The organism is Mycobacterium sp. P4_H6 (genome assembly GCF_056400845.1).
In genome coordinates this window covers 35,368-53,205 of record NZ_JBFUKN010000002.1, presented here as the reverse complement: position 1 = coordinate 53,205, position 17,838 = coordinate 35,368, and the positions used below count along the sequence as shown (strand labels likewise).

General features: G+C 67.5%; 15 protein-coding genes. 13 read left to right on the top strand and 2 right to left on the bottom strand.

The window, feature by feature from the left end:
• The first annotated feature begins 51 nt into the window (after positions 1-51).
• From AC1DTF_RS01175 to AC1DTF_RS01150, 6 genes are all read left to right on the top strand, one after another.
• Positions 52-1,383, top strand: coding sequence for an RsmB/NOP family class I SAM-dependent RNA methyltransferase (locus AC1DTF_RS01175; RefSeq protein ID WP_477472805.1), 1,332 nt, complete (start codon positions 52-54; stop codon positions 1,381-1,383).
• A 5-nt stretch (positions 1,384-1,388) separates the two neighbouring features.
• Positions 1,389-2,096, top strand: a complete 708-nt coding sequence (gene rpe / locus AC1DTF_RS01170) for a ribulose-phosphate 3-epimerase (protein ID WP_477472718.1) — start codon at positions 1,389-1,391, stop codon at positions 2,094-2,096.
• Positions 2,093-3,121: a bifunctional diaminohydroxyphosphoribosylaminopyrimidine deaminase/5-amino-6-(5-phosphoribosylamino)uracil reductase RibD gene (gene ribD, locus AC1DTF_RS01165; protein ID WP_477472717.1), complete on the top strand. Its 1,029-nt coding sequence runs from the start codon at positions 2,093-2,095 to the stop codon at positions 3,119-3,121. Before rpe ends, ribD begins: the two co-directional genes overlap by 4 nt.
• A 171-nt stretch (positions 3,122-3,292) precedes the next feature.
• Positions 3,293-3,442 carry a hypothetical protein gene (locus tag AC1DTF_RS01160; protein WP_156408987.1) on the top strand — a complete coding sequence of 50 codons (150 nt, stop codon included), beginning with the start codon at positions 3,293-3,295 and terminating at the stop codon, positions 3,440-3,442.
• 91 nt (positions 3,443-3,533) lie between these two features.
• Complete coding sequence (locus tag AC1DTF_RS01155) at positions 3,534-4,460, top strand: sugar phosphate isomerase/epimerase family protein (protein WP_477472716.1); 927 nt, start codon at positions 3,534-3,536, stop codon at positions 4,458-4,460.
• 13 nt (positions 4,461-4,473) lie between these two features.
• Positions 4,474-5,475 carry an endonuclease/exonuclease/phosphatase family protein gene (locus AC1DTF_RS01150; RefSeq protein WP_477472715.1) on the top strand — a complete coding sequence of 334 codons (1,002 nt, stop codon included), beginning with the start codon at positions 4,474-4,476 and terminating at the stop codon, positions 5,473-5,475.
• Positions 5,476-5,599: 124 nt separating this feature from the next.
• On the opposite strand, the gene AC1DTF_RS01145 is transcribed toward AC1DTF_RS01150, so the two are convergent.
• Positions 5,600-5,773, bottom strand: coding sequence for a hypothetical protein (locus AC1DTF_RS01145; protein ID WP_477472714.1), 174 nt, complete (start codon positions 5,771-5,773; stop codon positions 5,600-5,602).
• 33 nt (positions 5,774-5,806) lie between these two features.
• Between AC1DTF_RS01145 and AC1DTF_RS01140 the strand changes: the two genes are divergently transcribed.
• The 3 genes from AC1DTF_RS01140 to AC1DTF_RS01130 all read left to right on the top strand — a co-directional run bounded on the left by AC1DTF_RS01140 (position 5,807) and on the right by AC1DTF_RS01130 (position 9,197).
• A complete protein-coding gene (locus AC1DTF_RS01140) occupies positions 5,807-6,571 on the top strand; it encodes a glycosyltransferase family 2 protein (RefSeq protein ID WP_477472804.1) in 765 nt (254 codons plus the stop codon).
• Positions 6,568-7,389, top strand: coding sequence for an FkbM family methyltransferase (locus AC1DTF_RS01135; protein WP_477472713.1), 822 nt, complete (start codon positions 6,568-6,570; stop codon positions 7,387-7,389). The genes AC1DTF_RS01140 and AC1DTF_RS01135 overlap by 4 nt, the downstream gene beginning before the upstream one ends.
• Positions 7,390-7,751: 362 nt before the next feature.
• Positions 7,752-9,197 (top strand): hypothetical protein, encoded by a 1,446-nt coding sequence (locus tag AC1DTF_RS01130; protein ID WP_477472712.1) that lies wholly within the window; start codon positions 7,752-7,754, stop codon positions 9,195-9,197.
• 85 nt (positions 9,198-9,282) lie between these two features.
• On the opposite strand, the gene AC1DTF_RS01125 is transcribed toward AC1DTF_RS01130, so the two are convergent.
• The gene (locus AC1DTF_RS01125) at positions 9,283-13,197 is read right to left on the bottom strand and encodes an alpha/beta fold hydrolase (protein ID WP_477472711.1); all 3,915 of its coding nucleotides are present in this window, start codon (positions 13,195-13,197) and stop codon (positions 9,283-9,285) included.
• Between the two features lie 283 nt (positions 13,198-13,480).
• Here AC1DTF_RS01125 and AC1DTF_RS01120 point away from each other — a divergent pair, with 283 nt between their 5' ends.
• The 4 genes from AC1DTF_RS01120 to AC1DTF_RS01105 are packed head-to-tail and all read left to right on the top strand — an operon-like array spanning position 13,481 to position 17,810.
• Positions 13,481-14,134, top strand: coding sequence for a hypothetical protein (locus AC1DTF_RS01120; protein ID WP_477472710.1), 654 nt, complete (start codon positions 13,481-13,483; stop codon positions 14,132-14,134).
• A gap of 19 nt (positions 14,135-14,153) precedes the next feature.
• The gene (locus AC1DTF_RS01115) at positions 14,154-16,349 is read left to right on the top strand and encodes a hypothetical protein (RefSeq protein ID WP_477472709.1); all 2,196 of its coding nucleotides are present in this window, start codon (positions 14,154-14,156) and stop codon (positions 16,347-16,349) included.
• Positions 16,342-17,286, top strand: coding sequence for a glycosyltransferase family 2 protein (locus tag AC1DTF_RS01110; RefSeq protein ID WP_477472708.1), 945 nt, complete (start codon positions 16,342-16,344; stop codon positions 17,284-17,286). The genes AC1DTF_RS01115 and AC1DTF_RS01110 overlap by 8 nt, the downstream gene beginning before the upstream one ends.
• A complete protein-coding gene (locus AC1DTF_RS01105) occupies positions 17,283-17,810 on the top strand; it encodes a hypothetical protein (RefSeq protein ID WP_477472707.1) in 528 nt (175 codons plus the stop codon). The genes AC1DTF_RS01110 and AC1DTF_RS01105 overlap by 4 nt, the downstream gene beginning before the upstream one ends.
• Positions 17,811-17,838 lie beyond the last annotated feature (28 nt).

The following is a 17,838-nucleotide window of genomic DNA, read 5'->3' as shown; positions in this document are numbered from 1 at the left end:
CGCCACCACTCCAACAACGCACCGCAGCGCAAGGGTCCGCCGCGCAAGCCGCTGGACCCGGCCCGGCGCGCGGCGTTCGACGTGTTGCGCGCGGTCAGCGAACGCGACGCCTACGCCAACCTCACCCTGCCGGCGTTACTGCGCGAACGGGGGATCAAAGGCCTCGACGCCGCCTTCGCCACCGAACTGGCCTACGGCACCTGTCGCACCCGGGGTCTGCTCGATGCCGTGATCAGCTCCGCGGCCGACCGGCCCGTGGACCAGATCGACTCGGTCCTGCTGGACCTGCTGCGGCTGGGTAGCTACCAATTGCTGCGCACCAGGGTGGACGCGCACGCCGCCCTCGACACCACCGTCGATCAGGCCGGAATCGAATTCGATTCGGTACGCGCAGGTTTCGTCAATGGTGTGCTGCGCAAGATCGCCGGCCAGGATGAGCAGGCCTGGGTTGCCGAACTGGCACCCCCGCAGGCCACCGATCCCATCGGGCACGCCGCCTTCGTCAACGCGCACCCGCGGTGGGTGGCCCAGGCCTTCGTCGACGCCCTCGGCGCCGGCGCCGGCCAACTCGGCGCGCTGCTCGCCAGCGACGACGAGCGCCCGGTCGTGCACCTGGCGGCYCGACCCGGTGTGCTGACCGCCACGGACCTGGCCGCCCAGGTCGACGGCACCGTCGGCCGGTTCTCGCCGTATGCGGTCTATCTGTCCGGCGGTGACCCGGGTGACCTGGCCGCCGTGCGCGAAGGTGCCGCACTGGTGCAGGACGAGGGATCGCAGCTGGTGGCCCGGGCACTCACCCTGGCGACCGTGGACGGCCCCGAGAACGGCCGGTGGCTGGACCTGTGTTCGGGACCGGGCGGCAAGACCGCGCTGATCGCGGCGCTGGCCGGGGATGCCCGTGTCACCGCGGTGGAGCCCGCCGAGCACCGGGCCGATTTCGTGGAACGGAACACCGCCGGACTGCCCGTCGACGTGTTGCGGGTGGACGGGCGGGAGTCCGGTCTGGAACCGGCAAGCTTCGACCGCGTGCTGGTCGACGCGCCGTGCACCGGGCTGGGCGCACTGCGCCGCAGGCCCGAGGCGCGCTGGCGGCGCCAGCCCGGCGACGTGCCCACACTGGCCAAGTTGCAGCGTGAGCTGCTGGCCTCGGCGATCGGACTGACCAGGCCCGGTGGTGTGGTGCTCTACGCCACGTGTTCGCCGCATCTGGCCGAGACTTTCGGGGTGGTGGCCGACGCGCTGCGCAGGCAACCGGTGACGGCGCTGGACACCCGCGAGTTCTTCCCCGGTGTCGATCAGCTCGGCGACGGACCCTACGTGCAGTTGTGGCCGCACCTGCACGGCACCGATGCGATGTTCGCCGCCGCCCTGAAAGTAGGCTGACCGGCATGGCTGGTCAATCTCCCGTCCCTCGGCTCGCCCCGGCCCCACTCATTGCGCCGTCGATTCTCGCCGCCGACTTCGCCAGGCTGTCCGACGAAGTCGCGGCCGTCGCAGGCGCGGACTGGTTACACGTCGACGTGATGGACAACCACTTCGTGCCGAACCTCACGCTGGGGCTGCCGGTGGTGGAGAGCCTGCTCAAGGTCACCGACATCCCGATGGACTGTCATCTGATGATCGACCAGCCGGAACGGTGGGCACCGCCGTATGCGGAGGCCGGCGCCTACAACGTCACCTTCCACGCCGAGGCGACCGACAACCCGGTCGGTGTCGCGCGCGATATCCGCGCCGCCGGGGCCAAGGCGGGACTCTCGGTGAAGCCGGGCACCCCGCTGGAGCCCTACCTGGAGATCCTGCGGGAGTTCGACACCCTGCTGGTGATGTCGGTGGAGCCCGGCTTCGGTGGCCAGAAGTTCATCCCCGAGGTTCTCGCCAAGGTGTCCACCGTGCGCCGCCTGGTGGATGCCGGGGAGCTGACGATCGTGGTGGAGATCGACGGTGGCATCAACGCCGACACCATCGAGGCCGCCGCGGAGGCCGGGGTGGACTGTTTCGTCGCAGGATCCGCGGTGTACAGCGCCGAGGATCCGGCCGAGGCGGTGCGACGGCTGCGCAGGCAGGCCGCCGCGGTGTCACCACACCTGACGCTATGACCTCCGAGGCAGCCAAGCGACCGGTCAGCCCGGAAGCCGCGATGCGGCTCGCCGTCGAGCAGGCCGATCGGGTGAAGGGCGCCACCTATCCGAATCCGCCCGTGGGCGCGGTGATCCTGGACGCCGCCGGCGAGGTGGTCGGCGTCGGTGCGACCGAGCCGGCCGGGGGAGCGCACGCCGAGGTGGTGGCGCTGCGCCGCGCGGGTGAGCTGGCACGCGGGGGTACCGCGGTGGTGACCCTGGAACCGTGCAACCACCATGGACGAACACCCCCGTGCGTGGACGGCCTTCTGGCAGCCGGGGTTTCGCGGGTGGTGTACGCCGTCTCGGATCCCAACCCGGTGGCCGCGGGCGGGGCGTCGCGTCTGGGCGAGGCCGGTGTCGAGGTCAGGGCCGGGGTGCTCGGCACCGAGGTCGCCGGCGGTCCGTTGCGCGAATGGCTGCACAAGCAGCGCACCGGGCTCCCGCATGTCACGTGGAAATTCGCCACCAGCGTGGACGGGCGCAGCGCCGCCGCCGACGGCAGCAGCCAGTGGATCACCAGTGAGGCCGCCCGCGCCGACGTGCACCGCCGCCGCGGCGTGGCGGAGGCCATCGTGGTCGGCACCGGCACGGTGCTCTTCGACGACCCGACGCTGACCGCGCGACTGCCCGACGGCAGCCTCGCCGGCCGTCAGCCGTTGCGGGTGGTGGTCGGGCAGCGGGAGATCTCGCCGGATTCCAACGTGCTCAACGACGACTCGCGCACCATGGTGATCCGGACCCGCGATCCGCATGAGGTGATGCGTGCCCTTTCCGGCCGGACGGCGGTGCTGCTCGAGGGTGGGCCGACCCTGGCCGGCGCGTTTCTGCGTGCCGGGGTGATCGACCGGATTCTCGCCTACGTGGCGCCGATGTTGCTCGGCGGTCCGATCACGGCGGTCGACGATGTCGGGGTGCTCAGCATGGCCGGCGCGCAACGCTGGCGCTTCGACGGAATCGAGGCCATCGGCCCGGATGTGCGGCTCAGCCTGGTGCCGAACTGAGCTGTGACCGCAGCCACAGTTCCGCCGCCGGTGTGACGTTCAATCCTGTTGCCCGCGTGGCCTTTGCCGGGTGTTGTAACCGGGTGCCGGGATCGGTGCGCCGGTAGACTCGGATCAAAGCGCCTTCACCGACGAGTCGCTCGGGGATTGCACTAACAAAGGACGACGAGCATGACTGCCTTGCAGGACTGGCTCAACAGCGGGCCGGTCAACCCGCAGAACTTCAGGTCACTGGTGTTCGGTGTACTGCGGATGGGACCTCAGCAGGCGCACTATCCGCGCGCCCCCAAGATCATGCAGCGCGGTCTCGAGCGGTGCTGATTTGCTGAAATTGCCATCCAGGTAGCGCAACCACCCGACCTGGCCGGCCGGCCTGGGCAACGTAGCCCCCAAAATCTCGCATCGATCGGCGATGATGTTCCGCGGAGCGGGTTTTCCGCAGAATCCGGCGGGCGGCGAGGAGATGGTGATGGGCACGGCGGCAGAGTCGCAGGGTCTCGGCGAAGGACGGATTCTTTCGCTGGCGCCGCTGACTGTGCTCGAACTCGACCCGGCCGAGCTCGTCGCTTGCGCTGCCGAGGCCGGGTACGACGCCGTCGGGCTACGGCTGATCCGCGCGACCGAACAAGAGCCGCTGCGGCCCACCGTCGGCCGGACCCCGTTGATCCTGGAAACCAAGCGCCGCCTTGATGATTCGGGATTGCGTTCGGTGGATATCGAGGTGCTGCGGCTGCGTCCGGAGACCCGGGTGCGCGCAGATTTCGAGGCGTTCCTGGAGACCGGTGCGTTTCTCGGCGCCACCGAGGTCCTGGTGACGGGCAATGACCCCGACCACCGCCGGACCGCCGACAACCTCGCCGAGTTGGCTTTGCTGGCAGCCGAATTCGGGCTGACCCCCAACCTCGAGCCCATGCCGTGGACCGATGTCAAGGATCTGCACCAGGGCATCGCCGTTCTGTCGGCGTGCCAGCGCAACGTCGGTCTGCTGGTGGACGCCATCCACTATGACCGTGCCATGAACTCGCCCGCCGAACTGGCGGCCCTGCCGCGGGACTGGATTCGCTATGCGCAGATCTGTGACGCGCCTGCCGAGCGGCCCGGCACCGTGGAAGAAATGATGTATCAGGGCCGCAGTGCGCGGTTGCTTCCCGGTGCGGGAGGTATCGATTTGGTCTCGATGTTGCGCGCGCTGCCCGCGGGAATCCCGATCAGTGTGGAGGCTCCTCTGCAGAGCGATGCCCCGGCCGTGGTCCGGGCCACGGCTGCCGCGCGCGCGGCACGCGAGGTGCTCACGCTGGCCGACGACACGACGTGGTCACCGCTCGTCCGTACTGCCTGACACGCTGTCGACGGTGCCTGGTTCTCGTACGGTCATCGGTGCGGTCGGTGGCCTGTTCCTTGCGATCGGCTCGGCGGGCGTCGGTGCGCACTTCGTCGGGCTGACCAGCACCGCGGTGGCCTGGATTGCCTCGTTCACCCCGTTGGCGATCATTGTCTCGGCGGTTGCGCTGGTGCTCCTGCTGCTGGGCCGTCGTCGATGGCCCGCCGTCATCGCTACCGTCGTGGTGACCGTCGGTGTGTTGACGCAGGCCCCGCTCTACCGCGGTAGCGCGGGGGACGAGTCCGCGGCCCGGTCGGTGCGGATCATGCAGGCCAACATCCGGCTGGGTGAGGCGGATCTCGGTGCGCTGGTGCGCTCGGTGCGCGACCGCGACATCGATCTGCTGACCGTGATCGAGCTGACCGAGTCCGCGGTCGATGGTATGGCTGCCACCGGAATCGGCGAGGTGTTGCCCTACACGTGCGGACGTCCTCGCGCCGGTGGCGGCGGTGCCGGAATCTACTCGCGCTACCCGCTGCACGAGTGCGCACAGCTGGACGGGTTCGTGCTGAACAATCTGCGGGCCGTCGCTGCGATCCCGGCTTCCGCGCCGACCGCAGTGTATGCGCTGCATCCGCTACCGCCGTATCCCGAACCGGCGTGGAAGTGGGTGTACGAGTTGAAGCGGCTGCGGCCGATCTTCGCGGCGGAACGTCACCCGATGATCGTCGGTGCCGATTTCAACTCGACGTACGACCACCGGCAATACCGCGAGCTGCTGGAGAACTCGACGCCGGCCGGCACCGCACGGTTGGTCGACGCCGCCGAATATGTCGGTGCCGGTGTGGTTCCCACCTTTCCCGCCGATAGCATCGTTCCGCCGTTGCTGGCCATCGACCGAATACTGGCTCGCGGACCGGTGCCGGTCTCATTCGAGCGGTTCGATTTGCCCGGGTCCGACCACCTCGGTGTCATCGGCAATCTTGCTATCCCAGAGATGAATTCAAACCGATCTGGTTTTGAATTCATCTGATCCTTTGCTGCGCATGGGATTTCATTCCCAGATCGAGGCCCCTGGGGTGTGGGCTGCGTCATATCCTTCGATGTAGCTGACAATTATCTGTGAATTCTCGCTAATGTAATTCTCGCAACCAAATTCACCAGCGGCAGGCCGCACGTGGACGCATGTCCGCGATCGCATACCCGGTGCCTTCCAGCCATGAAAGGTAATGACTCCCTTGACAGATACCGTGGAGGGTACGGGTGTAGAGCGAATGGCGAAGGCCATCGACATCGTGGTCGACGCCATTGCCAGCAAACAGATTGATCATCGCGAGAACTGTGATTGTGTGCGCGAAACGGATATGGGTGGCGCGGTGGAGGGTACGGCTCGGCCGACCGTGACCGTCGTGATCCCGACCCGCAACGAGGCGCGGAACCTGCCCTATGTCGCAAAACGGATGCCCCCGGTCGACCAGATCGTCGTCGTCGACGGTTCATCGGTCGACAACACGATCGAGGTTGCCCGCCAATTGTGGCCGGATGCGCTGATCATCAACCAGTCGCGACGCGGCAAGGGCAATGCACTGGCATGCGCCTTCGAGGTGAGCACGTGCGACATCGTGGTGATGATCGACGCCGACGGGTCCACCGACCCGGCCGAGATCCCGGATTTCGTTGCGGCACTTGTGTCCGGCGCCGACTTCGCGAAAGGCAGCCGCTTCACGAGCTCCGGTGGCAGCGATGACATCACCCAGCTGCGGCGGCTCGGGAACAAGGGTCTCAACTGGCTGGTGAACCAGCTGTTTGCCACGAAGTTCACCGATCTTTGCTACGGGTACAACGCTTTCTGGCGCGAGCACCTCACGGTGCTCGATCTGCCCCGCACGGATGTCCAGGAAGCGCAATGGGGTGACGGGTTCGAGATCGAGACCGTCATCAACGTCCGCGTCGCCCGCAACGGACTGAAGATCAAAGAGGTCAGCAGTTTCGAGGGAAAGCGCATCTACGGGCGCAGCAACCTCAATGCGGTGACCGACGGTCTGCGGGTGCTGCGCACGATAGGTCGCGAACGTCGACTGCATCGTTCTGCCACCGCGCCGGCAAAAGCGCCGGCGACATCGCGATGACGAAATTCCGTGAAAAGCTAGGGCACACGCTGTCGCTCGCGCAGAGCATCGGCACCCTGTCCGCGCTGAATCTCGTGGCGCGACGCTCACTCGGCATGGCCAAACCCGTTGCGGTCACCTGCGGTGCGCATCGGCTGACGGTTCGCCCGCTGGACAGTGACCCGTTCGTGCTCGCCCAGATCTTCACCGAGCGCGAGTATGACGCACACCCGTTCTGGATGGAGCGGCTGAACGCCGTGGCGGCACAGATGCGGCAGGCCGGACAGGTCCCGCTGATCATCGATGCCGGCGCGAATGTCGGCTACTCCGCGTTGTATCTGGCCGAGCACTTCCCGGACGCCGTCATCCTCGCGGTGGAGCCGGACCGCCACTGCGTCGATCTCATCGAACGCAACTGTGCAGGCAACCCCAGGATCAGGCCCGTTCACGCGGCGGTGTGGAGCCACGAGGACGGTGTCGATCTGACAACGCGGGACGAGGGCTCCTGGGCCAACCGGGTGACCGATGTCGGGACGACGCCCTCGGTGACGCTCGAGACGCTGATCGCCGAGATCCCGGACGCCGCACCGTTCATCGTGAAGCTCGACATCGAGGGCGCGGAATCCGAGGTCTGCCAGGCCTCCCCGGGGGCCGTGGCGTCCTTCGCGTGCATCATGATCGAGCCCCACGACTGGATGCTGCCGGGGTCGGGCGGCCTTGCCCCGCTCTATGAAGCGGTCGCGGGCAAGAAGATGGACACCCTCATCCGGGACGAAACCCTGATGCTCTTCGACTGTGCCGTGCTGGAACAGTTCAGCGCGGTGACGATCACTCACTGACACTGTCCGGAGTTTGCCGGACATTGTGCGAAACACGCTGCGTTGCAGCGTTATTTGGCCCTATCGGCCGCCGCCGGGTAGAAACGCGTCCGTTCGGAACTACCGCGAGGCGTGTCTTCGGCGTGCGTAATACCGCTTCCTGAAAAAAATTTCAGCAAAGCGACGCGTGCGCAGGGGTAGGTATTGTCACCTGCTCTGCGCTGCAATAACATTCGCGACAGCCACATATGGCTAATCACCCCTCAAGTTAATTTAGGAGAACCGTGTCACTCGCTGTTCACGCGGACTCGGGGCGCGACTTCTGGTCTGCACCTTCGTCATCCGCACCTCTCAAGAAGAGGTTGCTACTCGCCTCGGTAGCGATGACGGGAGCGTCGGTCATCGCCGTTTCGCCCGTCGCATCCAATCTGCCGGCACTGGAAATCGCCCAGCAGCGCGCGGTGGATCTCGTTGCCTTCGAGAACCCGTTCGCGGTGCTGGCCGGCACGGTCTCGAACACGTTCAAGAATCTGAGTGCCCGCGGTGGCGAGATCAATGCCACCCTGATCCCCAACCTGTCGGCGATCCTGGGTAACAAGGAACTGCAGCGCGAGCTCTCGGTCATCCTGTTCCGGCCGGAGACCGTGGCGCAGCAGCTGCAGGACCGGTTGGCGGAGCATCAGGAGACCCTGCGGCTGGGTTATGAGCAGTCGCAGGCGGGTTGGGCGGCGCATACCGAGCTGCTCCCCGGGGTGATGGAGCGTGCGCAGGCCGAACTGCTGGCCGGACATTTCACCGAGGCCTTCGCTCATATCAACGACTGGTTCATCTTCGGTCTGGGCGCGGCCGGCTGGCCGCTGTACCCGAGCTTCGCGGTCCCGGGCCAGGTCGCCCGTGACGTCGGCGGCCCGGCCATCGGCGCCATCCTGGACGCTCTGCTCGTCGGTGACACCACGCTGGCCGGCTACCCGCACGCCATCCTGGTTCCGTTCGTCAGCGCCATCTTCCGGTTCACCGACAGCCTCGACGAGATCCAGGTGGCGACCCAGGCCGGTGACGTGGTGACCGCACTCAGTCACATGATCAACCTGCCGGTGAAGGTGTTGGGCGCGTTCCTCAATGGATACACCCCGAGCATTGCGCCGGAGTGGTCGGTCTTCCCCGGGTTCCTGACCCCCGGCGGGCCGATCGACTCGTTCTTCGTGCAGTACCCGACGCTGATCGCCAAGGCGCTGGGGCTCATCCCGAAGACGACCACTCAGACGGTTCAGGAGCCCACCGCGGCGCTGGCCAAGGTGTCGTCGACCGATACGGTCGCCGATTCCGATCTGGTGACGCTGAGCGTCGAGACGGCCGCCGGCGGGGCCACCCCGGTCGAGTCGGTGGCAGTGAGTACCGAGACCGAGGAATCGGCCGAAACCACCGAGGAGACCGCAGTTTCCGAGGACGTCGTCACCGAGGACGTCGTCACCGAGGACGAGGTCGAGACGGTCGTCGAGGCCCCGGCCGAGACCGCGGTCGATCCGGTCGTCACCGAGACGGCCCCCGAGGCAGCAGCCGACGAGGCCGCCACGGAGACCCCGGACGCCAAGACCGACGCCAAGACGGACACCAAGGCGGATGCCAAGGATGACGCCGCTTCGGACAGCACGCCCGATGCGAAGGCCGACAAGGCTGAGAAGGCCGACAAGGCCGAGAAGGCTGAGAAGGCTGAGAAGGCTGACGCCAAGTCGGACAAGAAGGCCGACAGCTCGTCGAGCAGCACCAGCTCGGACAGCAAGTCCAGCAGCAGCTCCTCGGGCAACTCCGGAAGCAGCAGCAGCGACTGATCTCCGCTGATCGCAGTACGGCCCCCTCTCAGGAGGGGGCCGTACGTCGTTTCGGGGGCAGTGCGCCCGGGGGAGCCCTCAGCGGTCAGAGCTGGTTCTGCTCCGCGGCGATCATGTCGACAACCCGGCCGACATGCGGTTCACGCACCACCGAATCGTGGTCACAGTTGATCCGCTGAACCGTGAGTGCGCCGGTGAGCACCTGCGGCCACACCCGGTCGTCATCGCGGTTGAAGCTGCTGAGCACCAGCAGAGTTCGGCCCGGATACAGCTTCGGCCGGTGCAGTCGGCCCACCCGGACACCGACCTCCCGTAGCGCGGCGACCTTCTCCTCGGGTGTGCCGTCGACGATGCCGGCCATCGGCAGCCACAGCCGCTGACGCCACAGCACGGCCGCGGCCGCCGGCGGCTGCTCCAGCAGTGTCGATCCGACATTGGGCAGGTCACGCCGTGCGGCGCGGACCGTACGAGGCGGCAGGAAGGGATCGAGCAGGGTGACCAGTTCCACCTCCTGGCCCAGCGCCCTCAGCCGGTTCGCGATGTCGATCGCGATGAAAGCGCCCAGGGAGTGCCCGGCCAGGGTGTAGGGCCCTGTCGGCTGCAGCGCCAACAGATCCCGCAGATGGCGCCGGGCCGCGCGACCGATCGTCCAGTCGGGGAACGCCCGGTTCTCCAGCCCCTGCGCCTGGAAGGCGACGACGGCGGTGTCCCGGTCCAGACGGTCGGTCAGCGGTACGAACGACAGTGCCGAGGCGCCCGCACCCGCGAAGCAGAACAAGATCTTTCGGGTGCTGTCGGTCGGGGGGCGCAGCAGCACCGTTGTCGGCGCGATCCGCTTGTCCCGGCCGACGGCATCGCCGGCCAAACGTCCCGCCACGACCTCGGTGAACTGCGCGACGGTCGGTGCGACCGCCAGGTCCGAGGATGCCAGCCGCACGCCGTGCTGCTCGCCGACCAGGCTGATCATCTGCTGGACGTTCAGCGAATCCCCGCCCAGCGCATAGAAATTCTCGTCGCGTCCGACCTGACTCAGGCGCAGGACATCCGACCACGCGGTGGCGACCTCGGTCTCCAGACCGGGTGCGGCGGGCACGATCGGCCCGCGGGTCGGCGCGGGCAGTGCTCTGCGGTCGACCTTTCCGCGTTCGTTGCGGGGCAGGGCCTCCAGCATCACGACATTCGTCGGAACCATCCAGGCGGGCAGCCTGGTGTGCAACTGGGCACGCACGTCGGCCACCGCGGGGCTGCGGATCTCGGGATCGGGCGCCACATACGCGGTCAGTACCGGTGTCTCGGCGAGTTGGTCGGCGACCACCAGCGCCTCCCGGATCCCGGGGCAGTCGAGGAGCGCGGCCTCGACCTCGGCCGGTTCGACCAGGTACCCGCGGATCTTCACCGCGGCATCCACCCGCCCGAGCACCACGAGCACGCCGTCATCGGTGATGCGGGCGCGGTCGTTGGTGACGAATGTGCGGCTGCCGTCCGGGTTCTCGGTAAAGGTCGTGGAGGCGCTGTCGGGTTTGAGGTAGCCGGCGGCCAGGTACGGCGAGGTGACCGTCAACTGGCCGTGATCGTCGATGCCGAGTTGCTTGTGCGGTACCGCGACGCCGGCCGGGATGACACCGGCCGGGATCTCGTCGCCCGGCCAGATGTCGAAGTGCGCGATGCCCAGTGTCTCCGACGAGCCCGCCCAGTTGGTGAGCCCGGCATGGGGCGCGAGCTCGCGGGCCCGGCGGATCACGTTGCTGTAGATGGGTTCCCCGGTGGTGACGATGCGCTGCACTCGGTGCAGGACGCGATCGCCGGCGGCCTCGGTCAGCGACTGCAGGAAAGACGGCGTGCACATCACGATATCGGTGTCGGCGAGCCGGTCGATCGCGGCTTCGGGGGTGCAGTTGCGGGGATCGATGGCGATGATCTCGGCACCCGACAGCAATGCCCCCACCAGCACGTTGAGCCCGGCCGCGAAACTCACCGGCATGCACAGTGCGACCTTGCTGTCCTCGACGATGCCGAACCGGTCGCGATGCAGAATCCAGTCGCTCAACCAGGTTCCGTGCACATGCAGCACGGCCTTGGGCTCACCGGAGGATCCGGAGGTGAACTGGATGCTGGTCACCGTCTGCCTGCCGAGGACAGGCGCGGCTGTGGACGGTCCGGTCGGTTGCGGCGGCCTGGCGGCCGGCCACACCGTGTGGTCCTTGCCGAGTTCGTGTCCCAGCGGGTTGCCGGCGTCGTCCATGACGATGGTGTCGAGTCGGTAGCCCTGCTCCCGCAGCGCGTCGAAGATGTGCGTCATCCGGTCCTGCGGCAGTGCGGGATCCAGCGGGACCAGCGGTGCGCCGGCGGCGAAACTGCCGAGGACCACCGCGGTGGTGTGCGGGTTCAGATCGCCCACCATGGCCAGGGCGGACCCGGCCTCGTCACGCGCACGCAGCGCCGACGTCCACGCCGCGGCGGCCGATCGCAGCGCACCGTAGGTGATCGATCCGTGCTCGGTGCGCAGCGCCACCTGGTTGTGCTTCTGCTCGGCGATCTGCTCGAAACGCTGGCTCACCGAATCGAATTCGATCGGAGCTACATGCGAGAGATCGGGCCGGACGACGGCCCGCACCGGACTGTCGAGGGTTTGCCCGCGCGGGGTCGCCGCAACCTTGCGCAGCAGCGCCACGGTGGGGAGCAGGACGACCAGCGTGATGAGCAGCTCGCCGGCGACGTAGGTGTATCCGACCGCGTTGATACCCCAGCGCGGCGTGGTGAGAATGACGCCGACGACCACCAGCACACCCAGCAGCACCTGCGAGATGACGGCCAGCCGCAGTGTGCGTTGCAGGCGCGCCAGCGCGGTGTAGATCGTGGTCAGCGCGACGGCGGGCAGCACCAGCGCCATGATCCTGATCAGCGTGGTCCCGTTCTCCGCGTACCGCGGACCCAGGATGCCCAGGATGAACGGCGCCACCACCATCAGCGTCACACAGCCCGCCACCGCAGATCCGCCACACAGCAGGACGAATCGCTTGGTGCAGGCCCGCACATCGGCTCCGGGCGTCGACGCCGCGGCGATGAACGGGGCCGAGGTCGCGACGATCAGGGCGCCGAGGGTGTTGACCACCAACCAGCACATCGAGAAGTAGGCGTTCATCTCGGTGCCCAGTTGTGCGACGACGATGAGCGGCACCAGGAGCGGGACGATGACGTTGATGGCGTTGATGGCATAGGAGCTGGCGAAGAAGGTGAACAGCTCGCGGCGGGCCGGCAGGTTCGGCGTCCCGGTCCGGGTGCCGGTCTCGCGGCGGATGATGACCACCGCGATGATGGCCGTGATGGCGGCCGCCGGCAGCACCCAGGACCAGACGATCGCGGCGCCGGTCGCCAGCGGGATGAGCGCGGCGACGACAATCAGCTTTACCGTGGACTGACTGATGTTCTTGATCGCGATCGTGCGCGCCCGGCTCAACCCGATCAGGATCTGATCCTGCAGCGCGTAGATCGCCAGGACCGCGACGAACAGCGGGAAGAGCAGCATCTCAACCCAATTCGGGAAGAGCTGTGTCCGCGGCCCCACACCGATGAAGATGACTCCGAACAGCAGCGCGGCGCAGGCGACGAACGCGGTGCCCTCGTGCACCAAGCGCTGGGTGCGTGCCCCTGCCAGGGGCAGGAACCGCTCGTAGAGGCTGCCGAGGCTGAAGTTGGCGAGGATGGCGATCAGGGTCGCCGAGGAGATGATGGCCGAGGCGCGGCCGACCTCCGCGGTGTCATAGCCGCGCGCTGCCACCGTCCAGAAGACGAAGCCCAGGATTCCGGTCGCTGCACTCGACGTCATCACTGCGACGATGTCGATACCGAGACCGCCGCCCTTGTCGTGTGGGCCCGGATTTCGTGGCAGCACGGGGTCGCCGCCGGAACCGGTCACCGCRGCGACCGGCGCCCCCAGTTCGTCAGCCAGAGTGGGTTTTTGCTGCGTGCGCAGGGCGTCGGGGCTGCCAGTGGTCGGCATGGGGGTGTGGTCCTAGCGGGAGGTGTGAGAGGGCGGGGAGTGCCGCCGAAAAGGAGAATACTGACTCGGCGCAGAATTGGTTAGCCTACCCAAATCAGTGATGCGCATCATACTGGTAGAGGTAGCCGCCCAAACGGCGTCACGTGTTGCTAATCTCCGGTGCAGTCGAGTCGAACTGCGTTGCGCTGATGGTTTTTCCGTCGCCCGGATGGCGAGCAATGCGTTTTGTGAGTCGACTCTTGGTGATCAGGGAAAGCCTCCGCATCGGAGGATGGTGAGATACGTGCGTCCGTTAGTTCCAGCCCGGCTCACCGGGTGGGTATCGCTGGTACCGCTGGTGTACTTCGCCGCCGAGTGGGTGGTTTCGGCTTCGTGGCGCGGTCTCTACGGCTACCGCGACGATCTGGTCGGGCCGCTGGGAATCGCGTTCTGCGGACCGGTGGGCAACTGGCCGTGCAGCGAGTTGTACCGGGTGATGAATGTCGGCTTGGTGGCAACGGGTTTGGCCATCGCGTTCGTCGCGGCCGGCCTGTTCGCACAACGTCTCGCCGACCGCGCCACCGCCCTGCTGCTGCTGGTGTCGGGACTGGCCCTGGCCGCCGGTGGCGTGATCACCCAGAACGTGAGCTACGCCTGGAACATCACCGCCACGGTGGTGTTCATGACGCTGGGATCGGTGAGCGCGCTGTTGATCGCGGTGACCTCGCCGGCCGAGATGTCGGGGGAGCGCCGCGGCATCGCGGTGGTCGCCGGCCTGACCGGACTGTTCGGATACCTCGTGTACGCGGGTGGGCAGGACATCTTCGGCCCCGGTGGGGCCCAGCGGCTGTGCATCTACGGAATTCTGGTCGTCGTCATCACCGTCGGGACCGCGGGATTCGTGACGGCACCGGTCCGGGACGGCGGCATGCGTGAGCTCGTCGGGCAAACACGATGAACGACAGGCGGTTCCGGCCATGACCGCGACGCTCGAGCCGACCGTCGGCGATATCGCTTCCGAGACCGCGGCTCAGCCCGTCCGGTACCGGGTGCCGGTGCTGCGGTTGCGGCAGGCCGATCTCGCGGTCGTCGGCGCGCTCGCCGGCGTGCTCGCGCTGACCGGTCTTCCGGACGGGGTGCGCGCGCTGGGGCTGATGGTGTTCATCGCCGCCGGTCCCGGTGCGGCGGTGCTCACCTGGGTGCGTATCCCGCGGCGGGCCCTGTTGTCCACGGTGCCGTTGCTGGGGGCGGCCATCACCACGTTGGTGGCGATGGCGGCGATGTGGTCATACCGGTGGAGCCCGCCCGAGATCCTGTGGGTGCAGATCGTCGCGGTGTGCGGCAGTAGCGCCTACTGGTACCACCGCAACCGCGATACGCCGCTGACTGCCATGCGCCGGGTGCGGTGGCGGCTGGTCGCCGCTGCGGGGCCGGCCGGCGAGTCTGTTGTCCGCAAACACCTTTCGCTGCTGCTGAGCGTGGTGGCCCTGGCGATCTGGCTGGCCGCCGTGCCCGGACTGCCCGGGGTGGAGGCCAGCTACTACGGCCTGCTGTTCTCCGGGACGGGCCCGTTGCTGGCGGTGTGCATCGTGCTGTGCGCGTGGGCGTTACTGGTGGCGGTGCGTGACCGCCGGCTGATTCCGGCGGCGGTCGCGGTCGGGGCGGCGATCATCGTCTCCCGGGTCACCACCGTGGTGGCCACCGAGGTCCCGCTCTATGACTGGACCTACAAGCATCTCGCGGTGGTCGACTACATCCTGGTGAACGGCCGCATCGCGCCGGACGGCACCGACATCTACGCCCAATGGTCGGCCTTCTTCGTGATGTTCGCCTGGTTCAGTGACGTCACCGGCATCGCCCCGATGACCATCGCCCATGTCTTCGCTCCGGTCATCCACGTGCTCATCGCACTTGCCGTGTACTGCGCGGCGCGGGTCCTCGGACGCTCGCGGCGCACCGCGATCACGGCGGCCTTCCTGGCCGAGGTGTTCAACTGGGTGGGCCAGGACTACTTTTCGCCGCAGGCATGGTCGTTGGCGCTGGCTTTCGGCATGATCGTGCTGCTGCTGGCATCACCACGCAGCCGTGCCAGCGGTGTGCTGGCCATCGTGGTGTTCGCCGCGACGGTGCCCACCCACCAGCTGACCCCGTTCTGGGCGGTCGCGGTGGCGTGCCTGCTGTGCGTGTTCAGGCGTGCCCGGCCCTGGTGGATCTCGGTGGTCATGGTGACGATCGTCGGCAGCTATCTGTTGCTCAACCTGGAGGCGGTGTTGCCCTACGGTGTGTTCTCCGGCAGCAGCGTGGTGAGCAACGCCACCAGCAACGTGGTGAGTTCCGGTATGCCCGCCAAGGATTTCACCTCGGCAGTGGTGCGCGCGTTGTCCCTGACGGTGGTGGCCACGGCCTTCTGCAGCGCGATCTGGTTGTGGCGGCGCAAGCGTCCGATGATCGGCCTGTCCATCGTGGCGTTCTCGTCGTTCGGTCTGCTGCTGGGACAGAACTACGGCGGTGAGGCGATCTTCCGGGTGTATCTGTACGCCCTGCTCGGTTGCGCGATTCTGATCGCACCCGCGGTGGTGGCCGGCGTGGACCGGAATCGGGTCGGCCCGCGCGCCGCCGTCACCCGGGTGATCGCGGTGCTCGGACTGAGCGGGGTGTCACTGGCCGGCCTGCACGGCTACGTCGCGCTGTGGCCGATGGTGCTGGAAACCCGCGCCCAGGTTGACCTGATGAACTCGATCACCACCGACGCGGATCTGCGCACCCGCCTGGTGATGATGCGTCTCGGCGGGATGCCCACCCGGCTGAACGCCGACTACGCCGACGTGGTGTATTTCAACCCGTACTTCGACGAGACGATCGCCTACGACCTGTGGGACGGTCAGGACCCGAATCTCGCGGAGCGCAAGAAGAACTTCCCCGCCGACAACGACATCGACATGCTCAACGACAACGCCACCCGAGAGGCGTACATGGCGTACCTGATGTTCAGCGAGCAGTCGAACAAGGCCCTGCGGTACTACGGCGACTACCGTCCCGAGGCGATCGAGATCCTGCAGGACGCGGTCCGCAGCTCGCCGAACTGGTCGGTGTTCTACGAGGACGGCGCCACGCTGGTGTTCCGCAGTGTCAACCACGACAACGCGGCCGAAGGAGAGTCGGACGGTGGCTGACACCCTGCCGGTCACCGCGACCCGGCTGTCGGTCGTGGTGTGTTGCTACACCGCGGCGCGGCGGGCGCAGGTGCTGCGTGTCGTCGAATCGGCGCTGAACCAGGTCGCCGGCAACGGGGAAGAGATCATTGTCGTCGTCGACCACAACGACGAGCTGCGCGACGATCTGTCGACCGCACTACCGGAGTCGATCATCCTCATTCCGAACACCTTTGAACGTGGACTGTCCGGTGCCCGCAACACCGGGGTAGGGCGTGCGGGCAATGAGGTCGTGGTGTTCGTCGACGATGACGCGGTGCTCACCCCGGGTGCACTCGACGGCGCGCGGCAGGCGTTCGACGATCCGTCGATCGTCGCGATCGGCGGTGCGGTCGACGCCGACTGGGAGGTCGGGTCGGCACCGGACTGGTTCCCCCAGGAGTACGGCTGGGTCGTCGGGTGCGATTACCGGGGGTTGCCGGCCTGCGGCGATCAGATCCGCAATCCGATCGGCGCGGCCATGGCCGTCCGGCGCGCCGCTCTCAACCACATCAACGGCTTCTCCACGAAGCTCGGCCGGGTGGGCGAGCTCCCGTCCGGATGCGAGGAGACGCTGATGGGCGTCCAGTTGCGCGCCGAATTCCCCGAACAGCGGATCGTCCGGCACACCGCATTCCGTGTTTCCCATCATGTTCCCTCCGTTCGGGCCACCCTGCGCTATTTCACCAGCCGCTGCTATCACGAGGGCCGGTCCAAGGCCGCGCTGACCCGGATCTCCGGCCGGCAGGCCGCGCTGTCCAGCGAACGTAGTTACACCACCCGGATACTCACCTCGGGTGCCTGGCAGGCCCGCCGTAATCCGCGCAGGCTCATCGCACTGATCGCGGGATTCCTCTACACCGCAACCGGATTCGCGACCGGTATGGTGCTCACCGCACGTCAGGAACGCCATCGATGAACGCACTGCTCCACCCCCGGATCGCCGGCGCGGCCGCTGCGGTCATCCTGATCTACTTCATCGCCGAGTGGCTGCTCCCACCGATCATGCCGGTGGCGGTCGTGCTGACCGGGTTGGCCGTCGCGGTGACCGCGGCGGCGCTGGGTGCCCAGCGCCTGATCGCCGGCGCGCCCGCAACGCTGCTCGCGGCGGCCGGCGTCGCCCTGGCACTCACCGGCATCGTCGCCGACCACGTGACACGCACCAGCCTCGATTCGGCGTTCAAGCTGCTCGGCGCCGCGGGTATCTTCCTGATCGGTACCGGCACAAAATTGCCTGCGCCGTTGCGATTGCTGCTCACCGGCGCCGGCCTGACCGCGCTCGTCGGCTACCTGGTCTCGGTGAGCGGCCACGCATCCGCGATGGACACGGTCGCGACCGGCATGCTGGCGATCTACCCGGTGCTGGTGTCGGTTCTCGTGCTGGGCTGGGCGCGTCCGAGCGTGCCCGCGCCCATCGCTGCCGACGATGAGGTGACGGTGTGAGAGCCCTGCGACTGGGGGTGCTGCTCCT

Bases quoted from the DNA above. Each gene is read 5' to 3' on its own strand.
- AC1DTF_RS01115 (WP_477472709.1), top strand. From the start codon at position 14,154: ATGACCGCGACGCTCGAGCCGACCGTCGGCGATATCGCTTCCGAGACC.
- AC1DTF_RS01140 (WP_477472804.1), top strand. From the start codon at position 5,807: ATGGGTGGCGCGGTGGAGGGTACGGCTCGGCCGACCGTGACCGTCGTG.
- ribD (WP_477472717.1), top strand. From the start codon at position 2,093: ATGACCTCCGAGGCAGCCAAGCGACCGGTCAGCCCGGAAGCCGCGATG.
- AC1DTF_RS01130 (WP_477472712.1), top strand. From the start codon at position 7,752: ATGACGGGAGCGTCGGTCATCGCCGTTTCGCCCGTCGCATCCAATCTG.
- AC1DTF_RS01145 (WP_477472714.1), bottom strand. From the start codon at position 5,773: ATGATCAATCTGTTTGCTGGCAATGGCGTCGACCACGATGTCGATGGC.
- rpe (WP_477472718.1), top strand. From the start codon at position 1,389: ATGGCTGGTCAATCTCCCGTCCCTCGGCTCGCCCCGGCCCCACTCATT.
- AC1DTF_RS01105 (WP_477472707.1), top strand. From the start codon at position 17,283: ATGAACGCACTGCTCCACCCCCGGATCGCCGGCGCGGCCGCTGCGGTC.
- AC1DTF_RS01160 (WP_156408987.1), top strand. From the start codon at position 3,293: ATGACTGCCTTGCAGGACTGGCTCAACAGCGGGCCGGTCAACCCGCAG.
- AC1DTF_RS01155 (WP_477472716.1), top strand. From the start codon at position 3,534: ATGATGTTCCGCGGAGCGGGTTTTCCGCAGAATCCGGCGGGCGGCGAG.
- AC1DTF_RS01135 (WP_477472713.1), top strand. From the start codon at position 6,568: ATGACGAAATTCCGTGAAAAGCTAGGGCACACGCTGTCGCTCGCGCAG.